Here is a 13,366-nt window from a genome sequence, read left to right as displayed (position 1 = left end):
TAACAATTTAATTATTTAGAACCTTATAAACCATTTCCCACATCTCTCTCGATTTTTGCTTTTGCACCTCTGAGTTAGTTTTAAGTTTAGCAGTAATTGATGTTCTCGACTCCTCAGCTAGTATTAAATCAAGCTTTCTTTCAATATTATCATTTATTACAAGCAATCCTTCAGGATAATTATAATCTTGTAGTAGCATCTCGTATTTATGACTCCATCCTATAGTAAGCGTAGGAACAGCTTGTGTTAGAGAACTTACCAATCCATGAAATCTAGAGGTTATTGTAGCCTTTGATGCTCCTATTATCCCTTTGATTTCAAGGGCATTTTTATTATCAATAATATTGACTTTGTTTAAGAGTAAAGCATTGACTTTATTAGCAATTTGTAAATCGCCTATTCCTTCATGTATAAGAAAAAAAGGTTTCTCCTTTCTGATTTGAAGACTAGAGATTATATTTTTCAACAGGTTAATATATTCATCTAATTGTAATGTAGATGTTTCGACAAGTTTACTGTTAGGTATGATAGCAATTTGATTCAAATTACTATCAAAATCAGCAGGAATTATACCCTCAACTAAATTTGTAAAATCAGGCATCAAATGAATATTTTCTGAAGCCTTAACATTTGTAATATACTCAAAGGAAAGAGGGTCTCTTGCAAAAATCAAATCTGCTAATTCAATAATTTTAATTAGCCTAGATCTTAATTCCGAATTCTCAAATGGACCGAAAGCTTGAGGGAGAAGTATTATTTTTTTTCCTTGTCTTTTCCAATAATCTATATAATCAATTAATCTGTTATTAGCCTTGCTTACTCCCCATTTATCACCAAATACGAATCCAGAACCATCTAAAATAACATCAACGTTATTCTCGAGTATTACACCAAATTTAGATGTAACTGCTTGTGGTATAGGTAAAAACTTATTAAGGTTAAGCCCTCTTTTATAGAGTCTAGGTTTTGTATATATATTAAGATTTTCAAGTTTACCTTTAGTTGAACCTGTATTGATTTCCATTACGAATTGTGCTTTATTATCCTTAAAAGCATCTAGTATGGAGTACAACATTAATTCGGCTCCTTTATTTACAAAGCCTACCCCCCTTAATTCAATATTCATTTTATAAGTTTAATTATTGTACTTTTAATCTTATGTATAATTTTTGAGCTGTTTGATGGTTCAAATTTCTTTATCTCTTTTAAAATGTTTTTTTTAAAAAAAATTAAATCATTTCTCCTTTTAGCTTCAAAAAATATTTCGTGAGAAGCATCTCTAACATCTTCTCTTACCTTATAAATTTTTTCTCTAGACCTTGAAACTTTTAAATTTTTATCAACTCTTTTCTCTGGTGCCCATAGCCCTTTGTTTGATTTTTGTTTGAGTCTGTAAGCCAAACCTTCCCGTCGATGTCGTATACCACCAGCCTGAGACATATTAATTACCTCAGGACTTACTGCTTTTAAGTTAAGCTTCCCATCACTAATTCCTTTTGCGATAATTTTCCCGATGCGTCTATTTCGTACTACGACAACATTATTCCCCTTATCATCATCCATTAAGTCTTTTAACCATGCGTCACCTATTGAAACATCGGTAGTTTCCCCAACAATATCATCGCAGTAATCACAGGCTTTATATTTAAACATATTATGCCCCCAGTTACCACCCAAAAGATCTCTTGAAGACACTACTTTGGTCTTATTTCCGTAGGTATCTTCTGCAAAAACGCCTTTCTCATTAGCTTTTCTACCTGGAATTTTATCCCTAAATTCAATGCCTTTTAGATTTTTTGGCTCCACTCCTAATTGCCATGCAAAGCTCTCGGCAAATCCTGTTGATTTTAGGTGTCCACATATAATACCTATTGTATATTTTATTCTCTCTTTTAAAATTGGGTGCTTTTCTGCATAATTCCTTAAGGCTTTGCTAAAGCATGGAACTGTAGTTACTACATATCTACCTTCGTTGTTTATAATGAACGTTAAGGTTTCTTCCAAAGAGATTGGGTAATAAGCAGATTTTGCTCCTTCGAGAATATTATCATCTTTAGTGAAAACTTGATAGGTATAAAGTTCCCCTTTTACTTTCTGATTTACTACTTGTATAGCATAGTCGATCTCTTCGTTAACAAATAGTTGGTTTATAAGCCATTTCCCCATACCCCCACTACTCCCTTTTTCCCTGTAGTCGCCTTCTTCTACATAGCCTACATAATTTTGGATATATTTTCCTAAATAAGGGTCTTTAGTTTTTACATCCGTAAATATTTTCTCACTAATGCTATCTTCATTTTGAATATAATCACTAAAGGGACACAATGCACTGATTTCTATTAACTCTTCATTAGAGATCTCATTTGTTGACATGTTAGCTTTTAGCATCCCAAATTTGTCAAGCTGAATAGTGAAAGAACTCTTATTATGAAAAGCGCATATACCACACCCTATACAATAATCATTTTCTATAACATCCTTTATTGAACCTTTCATAGTAATGTTACTTTATGCTATTTTTCTTTTATTGCGTAATTTTTTATAGACTAATTGTAATTCATCCTTCATTACAATGTAAACTGTACCTACATATAGAATTAGCATAATGAGACCAACTAAAATAAAATTCACTTCTAGCAAATTGAATAATACTAAGCCAGAACTAATAGCTAACATTGTTCCCATTAATGGAGCTTGTAACGCTTTTAACAATTCCAGAAAAGATAAATTAATTAGTTTTTTTAGTACAAATTGAACGATAAAAACTGCAGCAATTTTATTAAATAGTACTGCATATGCTGTACCAACAATTCCATAGTAATAAGTACCGATAAAAATTGAAGGGACATATAGAACTATTGCTCTACTAAGTTGTAAATACATTTCTGTTTTAGGTTTTCCCATGCCTCTTATCATTGATGTATGGCTATTAACCATAAGCGCAAACATTACTGAAGCTGAAAGTATTTTTATAGGAAGGATAGCTTCAAGCCATTTATCACCATAAATAAATTCAATTATAGGTCCAGCTAAAATTATTAAAATAATCATCAGTGGATAAATTATAATGCTGTTATATACTACCACTTTTTTATAATAATCTTTGATTAAAATAGGATCATCCTGCATTTTACCATAAACTGGATACATAACTGTATTTACCATATTCATTACTTGGCTTTTGAAGGTATCAGTTAATATAAAAGCAAGTGTATAAATACCTAAAGCGCTAGCGCTAACCATCTTACCAATCAAAAGGTAATCTAACTTGCTAATAATATTATTAAAAATGGAAGTTGCTGTAGTAAATAGCCCAAATCCAAAAATCTCTTCAAAAGCCTTCTTCTCCCAAATTGCCTTTGGCAACCAACCAGTTGCCTTAAAATATAAGGGCATTGCCACAATAAACGTAGCAACTGAATTAAAGACTAAAGCCCAAACCCCAAATCCTGAAAGTGCCAATATTAATGATAAAGCCCCCGAAAAAATGCTGCTGAAATTGCTTATATAAGTTAACTTTTTAAAATCAAGCTTTTTAGTAAGTTGAGCTCTATGCACCAAATTAATTGGACTAGCTAATACTCCTAAACTTAATACTGGAATGATTTGCTTCATTATTGGCTCCTCATAAAACTCAGCAGCTAATGGAGCTACTATCAAAGCAATAATAATATATATTGCTATTGACCAAACAATTCCTGTCCAAAAAGAAGTATGAAAATGCTCTTCTCGTAGATTTTCTTCTCTGCGTTGTACTAGAGCTGCACCAAACCCTAAATCATTAAATACTTGAATGAAACTTGTAAAGACAGCAGCCATTCCTACTAATCCAAACTGCTCTGGAAATAGAATTTTAGCTAAAATAAGCTTAATGATGAAGGAAAAAGATCGGTTAACTATAAGTTGAACTGAGTTCCAAAAAATACCTGTTACAACCTTCCCTTTTAGGGTATTAGTATTCATTTATAAAGCTGTTGTTGAATAGCACTTACAAAGTAGCCAGATGATTGCTGTACCAATTAAAAGCAATCTTTAACCCTTGATTTACAGAATAGTCAGGATTGTATCCAATCATAGCATTCGCTTTACTGATATCTGCTAGACTGTGGCGCACGTCACCCCTACGTTCCTCACGGTATTCTACCGGTAATGTTATATCCGCAATTTCAGTAATTCTGGTCCATAACTGGTTAAGGGTAGTTCGTTCACCAAACGCAATATTAATCACTTCGTGCTTACATATATCAGAGGTTAACATAGCCTTTACATTTGCTTGAACAGCATTTTCCACAAAGGTAAAATCACGGCTAGTTTCTCCATCCCCATTTATATAAGGAGCTATATTTTGAATGGCAGCTTCTATGAAAAGGGGGATAACAGCAGCATAAGGCCCTTTAGGATTTTGCTTGGGCCCAAACACATTAAAATAACGCAAACCTATTGTGTGGAAGTCGTAAGTTTTTGAAAAGACGCTTGCGTACAACTCATTCACGTACTTAGTAACAGCATAAGGCGAAAGTGGATTACCTATTTGATCTTCAACCTTAGGTAAGCCAGGATGGTCACCATAAGTGCTAGAACTAGCAGCATATACCATTCGCTTCACGCCAGCATCTCTCGAAGCTACTAGCATATTCAGAAAACCGCTGATATTTACATCGTTACTCGTAATGGGATCGTTAATAGAGCGGGGCACTGAGCCTAGAGCAGCCTGATGAGATACATAGTCTATACCTTTTAAAGCTGTTTTACAAGTCTCAAGATCACGTATATCTCCTTCTATTAGCTCAAAAGCCGGGTTTGTTTTAAAATCTTCTATATTAGCATGCGATCCCGTTGCGAAATTATCAAGTACCCTTACTTTCTTGGCATTATACTTTAAAAGGTACTCTACTATGTTAGACCCAATAAAACCTGCTCCACCCGTGATAAGGAAAGTGCTTCGGTTTAATTCTGTTGTATGGTAAGGAGTATTATACATATTCTTTATTAATAAAATAGTTTGTTATACTAGGCCAAACCACTCCTCCCCTCCGTAATTAAGGCAGAGAGTTATTGTTAATTGATTACAGCCGTGCGTCTGAAATCTCTTTTGGGAGAACACCTTTTACGTCGTAGATTACAGCTTTTTCTTTGCAGAGATTAGTTAGGTTAAGGGCTTTAAACTCATTGTGGGAAACTGCCAGAATGATCGCGTCGCAGGCTTCAACCCCATCTAATTCTTTTATAGAATTCCAACCATACTCATGCTTCACTTCGGCTGGTTCAGCCCATGGATCATAAATAGTAATATTGGTATCGTAATCTTTAAGGGTATGCAGAATGTCTACTACTTTGGTATTACGCACATCTGGGCAATTTTCTTTAAAAGTGATACCGAGGACCAAGATGTTAGCACCTTTTACAGGAATATCTTTTTTCACCATGAGTTTGATCACTTCATGGGCTACATATTCGCCCATACCATCATTTAGACGACGGCCAGCTAGAATAATTTCTGGATGGTAGCCTGCCTCCTGCGCTTTTTGTGCCAAGTAATATGGATCCACACCAATGCAGTGCCCACCAACCAGACCAGGCTTAAATTTCAGGAAGTTCCACTTAGTACCAGCTGCTTCTAAAACTTCGTCCGTATCAATGCCCAAACGGTTAAAGATTTTAGCCAGTTCATTAACGAAAGCAATGTTGATATCACGTTGAGCATTCTCAATTACCTTCGCTGCTTCAGCTACTTTGATAGAAGCTGCTTTGTGAGTTCCGGCTATAATAACGCTTCTGTAGAGTCTGTCTACCTTTTCTGCAGCTTCAGGCGTAGAACCAGAGGTTATTTTTAGAATCTTTGCAACAGTATGTTCCTTATCACCTGGATTGATACGTTCAGGAGAATAACCAGCAAAGAAGTCCTCGTTAAATTTCAATCCTGATATACGCTCCAGCACCGGTACGCATTCCTCTTCTGTTACACCTGGGTATACAGTAGATTCATAAATAACAATATCACCTCGCTTTAATACCTTACCAACCGTTTCACTTGCTTTGTAAAGCGGAGTTAAGTCAGGCCGGTTATTCTTGTCAACTGGGGTAGGTACAGTAACGATGTAATAATTACATTCTTCAATGTCTTTCAGTTGGTTGGAACAGTAAAGACCTATTTGTTCATTGGGATCAGATACTAACACAGAACTTAAGTACTCATCTTCTACTTCCAGTGTGTGGTCGTGTCCATTATTTAGCTCTTGTACACGCCCCTCATTGATATCAAATCCAATCGTAGGGAATTTCTTTGCAAACTCTACGGCTAATGGTAACCCTACATAACCCAAGCCTACTACGGCAATTGTGGCATTTCCAATACCTGACATTTCTGTACCTAACATTTCTTTTATGTTTGTTCTTATTATCTGTTTTGATTATCCAACTCCTACTGTTACACTCCTACCCCTCTCAGGAGGGGTAGGAGTGTAACAGTAGGAGTTGGATATATTTTGAATACTTATGATCACCCCTTCACCAGCTTTCTGATCTTGCTGCCGAATCCTTTAGACTCTTCCTCGTAATAATTACCATAACCATAGCCATAGCCATATGAATAGCCATAGCTATTGCTCTTTTTGGCATCATTAAGCACGATCATGGGATGTTTAAGTTTTCGTGATCTGTAGAGATCGTCAATAATTTGCAACTGTTTCTTATGCGTATAATTATAACGCACTATATAAAGACTGGAATCAATATATGGGGTAAGCGCCAATGTATCTGCGACCTGTCCAACCGGTGAAGAGTCCAGGATGATGTAATCAAAGGCTGCCTTAAGTTCTTCAATGAGTGTTCCGATCTTTGGTAGCAGTATTAGTTCAGCTGGATTTGGTGGAATAGGACCTGAACCTATAATGGCCAGCTCTGGCATCTCGGGTGCAAACTGAATCAGATCTTCTATCTTCACTGTGTCAGAGATCAGGTAATTAGTGATACCAATATTATTAGGCAAGTTTACACCTTGTGTAAGCTTTGGCTTTCGAAGGTCAAAACCTAACACTACCACTTTTTTACCAGTCATTACAAGACTAGCAGCCAGGTTCAGACTAAAGAAAGTTTTTCCTTCCCCACTCATACTAGAAGTAATAAGAATTACTTTATTTTCTTTGCCACCGGCTGCAAATTGTAGATTAGCACGCAGCAAACGGAAGAGCTCTGCACTAGAGCTTCGGCTTTGCTGACTAATGACTAGCATCTGGCCAGTATCATTATGCCCAATCTCACCCAGTATAGGAGTCGGTGTAGCCTTTTCAACTTCTCGCACTTCCTGTATGGTATCATTTAGCATATCCCGTAAGAAAATTGCCCCAAAGGGTATAGCTAAACCAGCCAACAAAGCAATTATATATATATTGGTTGCCTGAGGCTCAATAGGACCAGCACCGGATGTAGCGGGATCAATAACCCTTGAATTAGATGGAGTAATAGCTTGTGACAAAGCTGCTTCCTCACGTTTTTGAAGCAAATAAAGGTAAAGACCTTCTTTTATCCCCTTTTGACGACTAATATCTGCGAGCTCCCGTTGCATAGACGGCACCTGACGTACCTGTGATTCGAACTGCTGCGCATTGACTTGCAAACTACGGCGTACTACCAATAATCCCTCTCGGATATTGCGTATATTCTCTAATATATTTAGCCGAAGAATTTCTAGTTGTTCATTTACATTCTTCAGAATCGGGTTAGTATCTGTCACAGAACGACCAAGCCGACGACGTTGATTTTGCAAGTCATTGAAGTTTGAAATCAGTCCACCTAAGGTTGGATCTGAAATATCAAGGCTTGTAGGTACGAGTTCGTATTTGTTTTCCTCTTTCTGCAGGTAAGACTCAACAGATTTCAAGATCTCTAACTTAACTTCATTAGCCGTAACCTGCTGGTTCAATCCATGTGCAGTATTAAGGTACAAGTTACCGCTGGCTGATTGATCAATAATTTTGTTCTCCTGTAAATATTCCTCTACATCTTTTTCCACATCACTCAACTCTCTTGTCAAAAAGACAAGACGCTCGTCAATAAATTGAATAGTCTTCGTAACAGCCAGATTTTTCTCCTTGATTGTTTCCCGATTATATATATCAATCAACTTATTCAGTATATCTTTCCCCTTTGCAGGTATAGGATCTGTTATACTAAGTTCCATAACCGTTGCGAATTCGTTTACACTTCTGACTGCTAATTGCTTACTATAGCTATTGGCCAACTTCTGCAAATCGTTGAATCGCACAAGAATACGTCGCCCCTTATCATTAGTAATATCTGAGCCTGCTACAATGGTAAAGCTTCCGTACTTCTTCTCGATTTGCTCACCAAACTTGTGTGATGACACTTTAGTCTCACCTTCCCATATATTAAAAGTATTATTATCTTCAACCTCCACTACGAAGCTGTGCCCTAATCCGGTTGAATCAAGATCTGCAATTATTGCTTTAATCGGGCTACGACCACCGTAAAGTTCTGGCGACTTGATTCGTCCTTCACCATAGTAAGATACCCCCATACCTAGTTCCTGTAGTACCCTTTCCATTAAGCCATTAGACTTTATTATGAGCACTTCATTAGAGAAAGACTTACTTGCTTTTAAGCCTGCTATATCTCCAAAAACTCCACTATTGGCCAAGTCTGCACCACTTTCGTCCTTGATCAGTATGGTAGCTTTTACACTATACACAGGGGTGGAATAGCGTAGGTACAAATGAGCGACTGTAAGTGCTATAGCCACTCCAATTACAAAAAAATACCAGTAACGCATATAGCGCATTACCAACACTTTTATATCTAAAGACTCACTGTTGTCTTCCTGAAAATCTAATTCGGACATATTTTAAAAAAGGAAGCGTTATACTACTTTAACAGTTGGTAAAGTACCCAAGCTGATGATACGATACCTGCAGCAAAGCCCCAGTTTCGGCGGATAAAGCTCGTACCACTCGCTTTCGCTTTATCCGGTTCTATATATACTATATCATTCTGTTGCAGGTAAAAATATGGTGAGGTCAATACTTCTTTGCTGTTTAGGTTCAGGCGAGCCATAATACGCTGTCCATCTTGCTCACGAATAACCAGTACATTGTTCATCTTACCATAAATGGAAATACCACCAGCCATGGCTAATCCTTCCAGCAGGTTCACATCTTCATTATCAGCAGGCACAGCAATTACTCTTGGGCCAGTCTCCCCCATCATGGTAAAACGGAAATTCTGTAATCTCACCTTTACGATCGGGTCCTGAACATACTCGCGCACTTTTAACATCAAGGTATCACGAACTTGTTCCGTAGAGAGTCCTTGTACGTGCATATTCCCAATTACTGGAAAATCGATTGTCCCTTTTGTATCTACCAGGTAGCCTTCATTCTGACTTCCCTGTTGGCGAGCCATCTGGTTGCCTCCACCAACATCTCCCTCAACGATAATCCCCCGGTTAAATAGCATGTTTGTCTGCATATTAGGAGTAAGGACCTCAATGGTCAATAAGTCCCCCGGCTTAATTGTCAAGCGTTTCATCTCAACCGGCTCAGTTACAAGGGACTGCTGTTCCAAGTCACTAAAATAGACGATGTTACGGGTACGCAGGGAACTGCAGGAGGCAAAAATGAGTAGACTCAGGAAGAGTACTAGGTTAATTTTCATATAGAGTCAATAGCATTTGCTAATGCAACAAGCTAAAAGGCATTATTAAGTCTCAGCGACACAAACACATTGTCGCTAGAAAGCAAAATTACATAAAAAGTTTTTTAAAACAGTTTTTAGTCTTGGGAATTTACATCTTTTCAACATCCTATCTATATAGTCTTGACTAAACATGTATGTTCTTCAGTTATCATCTTGAAGACTAATGAAAAATCTGTATTAAATCGAAACTTAAGTACTACTCCAGATATCTTCTAATGTCTAAATAACATCCACTCTTTAGCCTTTGCTTACAACATCTATACATTTCGTAAATTGCAGTTCTTATTGACATCCTCTTATACAGTTATACTATGAAAACCGTCAACCCAAAAGAAACCAAAACGGCTGAAGTACATGCTTTATTGCTGGGAGCCATTGCGCCACGACCAATTGCCTTTGCCAGTACGGTTGATGAGGTGGGAAATGTAAACCTGAGCCCCTTCAGTTTCTTTAATGTGTTTAGTGCCAAGCCACCGATCGTGGTCTTCTCCCCTGCCCGCCGCGTGCGCGACAACACAGGGAAACATACCTTAGAGAATGTGGAGTCAACCCGGGAGGTGGTAATCAACATTGGTAACTACGATATCGTGGAGCAGATGTCACTGGCCAGTACAGAGTATGACAAAGGCATTAATGAGTTTATCAAGTCTGGCTTAACGCCGGAGCCTTCTGTAATGGTGCGCGCTCCGCGGGTGAAGGAAGCACCTGTAGCCCTGGAGTGCCGGGTGAACGAGGTGATTAGCCTCGGACCAGAAGGAGGCGCGGGCAACCTAGTGATCTGTGAGGTGCTGCTGATCCATGTAAATGAGAACATTCTGAACGGGGAAGGAAAGATCGACCCTTACAAACTAAACGCAGTCGCGCGCATGGGTGGTGACTACTACCTCCGTGCTAATGGCGATTGCATATTCGAGCTACCAAAGCCAGTGCGCAACAAAGGTGTAGGTGTTGACAAGTTGCCAGACTTCATCCGAAACAGTTCCCTACTAACCGGGAACCACCTGGCCCGCCTGGGTAATACGGAAGTTATACCTATTGCCGAAGAGGTGGAAGCCTTCAAGTTAGATCCTTTGGTCAGCTATACCTTGAGCAAGTACGGGCGCAACGAAGCGCAGCTACGGATAGAACTTGAGAAACTGGCTAAGAAGCTGCTGGATGACCATCAGGTATTGGCAGCGTGGAAGGTGCTTTTATTAATGAGTGAATGAGAGATCCTTTGTTCATGAACGATTATCATCCCCTGCCCCTTCGAAGGGCAGGGCTGTTACGTTCTAATTATCTGGTTCATTTTGCCAATTTTATTAGCCAGGGCAATGGTTGCCTCCTTCAAGGACCCAAAGCCGCAGCTGCGCATCAGGTTGATAGCCACGTTGAGCAGCAGGGAGCGGTTCTCGGCCCCTTGCGGGTGCGGCACTTGTCCTCCCCGAACGTGACGTCCTTCTGCCAGTGCAGCCGGGCCACTGGCTGCTGATGTAGTAGCTGGACTGCTCACCGTCGAGCGCAGGCTCTTGCCCTCCACGCTCAGCCACCGGCCCGACCAGTCCACGTACTGCCCGCTCCACCGGGAGAAGGCGCGGCTCAGGGCCTCAAAGTCCAGCCGCTGCAGGATGTCGCGCAGGGGCACGTAGCTGGGCACCCGCGCCTTGGCCAGGCCCAGGAGGGCCACCAGCTCCTGGCGGTTGTGGTGCACAAAGCGCCCCAGCTCGCGGTAGGCGCAGCAGCCGCTCATCATGCCCATCACCACCATGCACAGGGTCTCGGCCAGCGCGTGACGCAGCCCCGCCTGCCGCCGCGGATCGGCCACCTCCCGCAGAAAACTAATCAAATCTCACTACTTCCATCGCCCTAAATCATAATGCTAAATACAATAGCTTACGAATTTTAGAACCTAACGGCCCTGCCTTCTAAAGGGGAGTTTTTCTCAATAATATATGGAAATTATATGCATATATTGTGTGTCACTTTTTGGAGGGAGCAGGGGGATGAAACACTATAGCAGGAATTTACTTTTGCACGTTCGGGCAGGTCGAGATCTATTCCTACAAGCCTTCTATCGAATTAATTTCAATTTCCTCAAGCACAACCTCCGACACCTTTTCCATTTGCCCTGCTTCGAAGACCTGATCATAGGCTCCCAGCGGAATAGTCTCATCTTTTAGAGTATAGTTGTTATAATCCTGGAAGAGGATGCCACCGATGGTGCGGGGATTGAAGGCTTCGCGGAAGCGGGTGCCGCCGTCGTTTTCCTGGAAAGAGTAGGCCAGGTAATCCATGGTGTGGCGCTGCTGGTGGAACCAGAAAATGTAGACATCCAGGTAGCCTTCACCGCCACCTTCCTGGGCAAAAGTCACACGTACCTTGTAGTAAGGTTCTCCTTTAATACTAGTCTCGCCCAGATATTCTTTCTGCACGGCCTCATCGTTGAGGGCATAAGGCAGCAGGGCAAAGTAGATTACCGAGTTAACGGAAGCAATATAGGCTTTCTGCTTTTCTTCAGGCAAATCTACTTCCTGGTCGTTGATTGTGCGGGTAAAGCTACTGTTTCGCCATACGTCCTGCACCTGCTGCCCTGTAGCGTCCGTAAAAGTGCGGCTATACACAAAAACACCACCATCACGCAAAGCGCGGTACTGCCTGTCCCGAAACTGAAAACTGATCGCACTCTTTAAAAAGCGCTCTCCGCCATGCGCTTCTATCGCCTGATCCACGATCTGTTGCGCATCCGGCTTCTTTCCTGTCTGGCAGGAAGTAAAAATGATTAACAATAAGGAAAGGAAGGTATGGAGAGACTTGTACGGCATGATGTGGCAGTTTTAAAGGCATCTACACGACTTTAGTAAGTAAGCAGGCGCTTATTGTAAGTTAAAAGATTGTAGCTTATAATATGGCTTTTGACCATCAGCTTTATAAATAAATCCGGTCATATAATTCAGTAAAGCATACAAAAATAAAACCACACCCAACATCTCCATAGACTCCTCTATAATAACAAAATAATTATACAACATTCTATCAGGTGTATATTTTAATATATAGCCACCTATACCTTCTACAAAGATAGCTCCTATCACAAAGATCAATCCCGAAAGAACAAATAAAACTTAAGTGAGCTTAGGCAATTCTAGGATAAAATCCAGGTAATAATACAATAATAAAGCTCCTATAACGATACCTAAAAGTACAGTTCCATAATGATTAACACCCAGGTGCAAAACAATATTCAAACTAGCTGATCCAATTTCATGAAAACTAACCGATTCATCCATTGAAAGCAGGACAAATATTATAGATAATGTTCTCCATTTCTTCCACTGTTTGTCATTTATGTCTCGTTTTCTACTAGATATAGTATAGAACCTGTTTAGGGTTTTTCTAATTTCTTTAATTTTCTGATAAACAGCACTGTAAAAGCCAGAAAATGGAGCGCCATCCAGTTGCTGGCTTTTGTTTCAAAGCGCACCAGCAGGGCTTTGGAGCTGTCGAGCCAGGCACAGGCCTGCTCCACGGTGTTTCTTCTTTTGTAGAGCGCTGGGTCAAAGTACACATAGTCTTCTGAAGCCGCCCCATTTCTGGGGTTGAACGCGATATTGGCCTCTATTTTAAGTGAGGAGCAGCGCCTTCTGAACTCATCTGAATCAAAGCCTGCGTCGGCATT

The 13,366-nt window shown here is 39.8% G+C and carries 10 protein-coding genes and 1 pseudogene; 1 reads left to right on the top strand and 10 read right to left on the bottom strand.

Translation table 11 applies throughout. The features are described from left to right. Nucleotides 1-7: 7 nt before the first annotated feature. The 7 genes from K3G39_RS08325 to K3G39_RS08295 form a co-directional block, all read right to left on the bottom strand. On the bottom strand, nucleotides 8-1,126 hold the full coding sequence (locus K3G39_RS08325; RefSeq protein ID WP_220625731.1) for a polysaccharide pyruvyl transferase family protein: 1,119 nt from the start codon (nucleotides 1,124-1,126) through the stop codon (nucleotides 8-10). Next, the gene (locus K3G39_RS08320; RefSeq protein WP_220625730.1) at nucleotides 1,123-2,496 is read right to left on the bottom strand and encodes a Coenzyme F420 hydrogenase/dehydrogenase, beta subunit C-terminal domain; all 1,374 of its coding nucleotides are present in this window, start codon (nucleotides 2,494-2,496) and stop codon (nucleotides 1,123-1,125) included. The genes K3G39_RS08325 and K3G39_RS08320 overlap by 4 nt, the downstream gene beginning before the upstream one ends. A 12-nt stretch (nucleotides 2,497-2,508) precedes the next feature. Beyond that, entirely contained in the window at nucleotides 2,509-3,963 is a 1,455-nt protein-coding gene (locus K3G39_RS08315) for a lipopolysaccharide biosynthesis protein (RefSeq protein ID WP_220625729.1), read from the bottom strand. Nucleotides 3,964-3,988: 25 nt separating this feature from the next. Next, the gene (locus K3G39_RS08310) at nucleotides 3,989-4,981 is read right to left on the bottom strand and encodes an SDR family oxidoreductase (protein ID WP_220625728.1); all 993 of its coding nucleotides are present in this window, start codon (nucleotides 4,979-4,981) and stop codon (nucleotides 3,989-3,991) included. Between the two features lie 85 nt (nucleotides 4,982-5,066). Next, on the bottom strand, nucleotides 5,067-6,377 hold the full coding sequence (locus K3G39_RS08305) for a nucleotide sugar dehydrogenase (protein WP_304610115.1): 1,311 nt from the start codon (nucleotides 6,375-6,377) through the stop codon (nucleotides 5,067-5,069). A gap of 122 nt (nucleotides 6,378-6,499) precedes the next feature. After that, nucleotides 6,500-8,857: a tyrosine-protein kinase family protein gene (locus tag K3G39_RS08300; RefSeq protein ID WP_220625727.1), complete on the bottom strand. Its 2,358-nt coding sequence runs from the start codon at nucleotides 8,855-8,857 to the stop codon at nucleotides 6,500-6,502. 23 nt (nucleotides 8,858-8,880) lie between these two features. After that, nucleotides 8,881-9,669 (bottom strand): polysaccharide biosynthesis/export family protein, encoded by a 789-nt coding sequence (locus tag K3G39_RS08295; protein ID WP_220625726.1) that lies wholly within the window; start codon nucleotides 9,667-9,669, stop codon nucleotides 8,881-8,883. Nucleotides 9,670-10,022: 353 nt separating this feature from the next. Between K3G39_RS08295 and K3G39_RS08290 the strand changes: the two genes are divergently transcribed. Then, nucleotides 10,023-10,919 carry a flavin reductase family protein gene (locus K3G39_RS08290; RefSeq protein ID WP_220625725.1) on the top strand — a complete coding sequence of 299 codons (897 nt, stop codon included), beginning with the start codon at nucleotides 10,023-10,025 and terminating at the stop codon, nucleotides 10,917-10,919. A 56-nt stretch (nucleotides 10,920-10,975) separates the two neighbouring features. Here the strand turns inward: K3G39_RS08290 and K3G39_RS08285 are convergent, their stop codons facing one another. The 3 genes and pseudogenes from K3G39_RS08285 to K3G39_RS08275 form a co-directional block, all read right to left on the bottom strand. Continuing rightward, nucleotides 10,976-11,536 carry a transposase family protein gene (locus K3G39_RS08285; protein ID WP_220625724.1) on the bottom strand — a complete coding sequence of 187 codons (561 nt, stop codon included), beginning with the start codon at nucleotides 11,534-11,536 and terminating at the stop codon, nucleotides 10,976-10,978. A 214-nt stretch (nucleotides 11,537-11,750) separates the two neighbouring features. After that, complete coding sequence (locus K3G39_RS08280; RefSeq protein WP_220625723.1) at nucleotides 11,751-12,512, bottom strand: DUF6503 family protein; 762 nt, start codon at nucleotides 12,510-12,512, stop codon at nucleotides 11,751-11,753. A 560-nt stretch (nucleotides 12,513-13,072) separates the two neighbouring features. Beyond that, nucleotides 13,073-13,366 (bottom strand): annotated as a pseudogene (locus K3G39_RS08275) (IS5/IS1182 family transposase); the annotation flags it as partial.

It is taken from the genome of Pontibacter sp. HSC-14F20, from assembly GCF_019599265.1.
Lineage (GTDB): Bacteria > Bacteroidota > Bacteroidia > Cytophagales > Hymenobacteraceae > Pontibacter.
Note: the sequence above shows the minus strand (reverse complement) of the source record. Positions and strands in the feature narration are given on the sequence as shown.

Coding starts and splice junctions, on each gene's coding strand:
- K3G39_RS08325 (WP_220625731.1), bottom strand. CDS start 1,126: ATGAATATTGAATTAAGGGGGGTAGGCTTTGTAAATAAAGGAGCCGAA.
- K3G39_RS08320 (WP_220625730.1), bottom strand. CDS start 2,496: ATGAAAGGTTCAATAAAGGATGTTATAGAAAATGATTATTGTATAGGG.
- K3G39_RS08305 (WP_304610115.1), bottom strand. CDS start 6,377: ATGTTAGGTACAGAAATGTCAGGTATTGGAAATGCCACAATTGCCGTA.
- K3G39_RS08290 (WP_220625725.1), top strand. CDS start 10,023: ATGAAAACCGTCAACCCAAAAGAAACCAAAACGGCTGAAGTACATGCT.
- K3G39_RS08310 (WP_220625728.1), bottom strand. CDS start 4,981: ATGTATAATACTCCTTACCATACAACAGAATTAAACCGAAGCACTTTC.
- K3G39_RS08315 (WP_220625729.1), bottom strand. CDS start 3,963: ATGAATACTAATACCCTAAAAGGGAAGGTTGTAACAGGTATTTTTTGG.
- K3G39_RS08280 (WP_220625723.1), bottom strand. CDS start 12,512: ATGCCGTACAAGTCTCTCCATACCTTCCTTTCCTTATTGTTAATCATT.
- K3G39_RS08300 (WP_220625727.1), bottom strand. CDS start 8,857: ATGTCCGAATTAGATTTTCAGGAAGACAACAGTGAGTCTTTAGATATA.
- K3G39_RS08295 (WP_220625726.1), bottom strand. CDS start 9,669: ATGAAAATTAACCTAGTACTCTTCCTGAGTCTACTCATTTTTGCCTCC.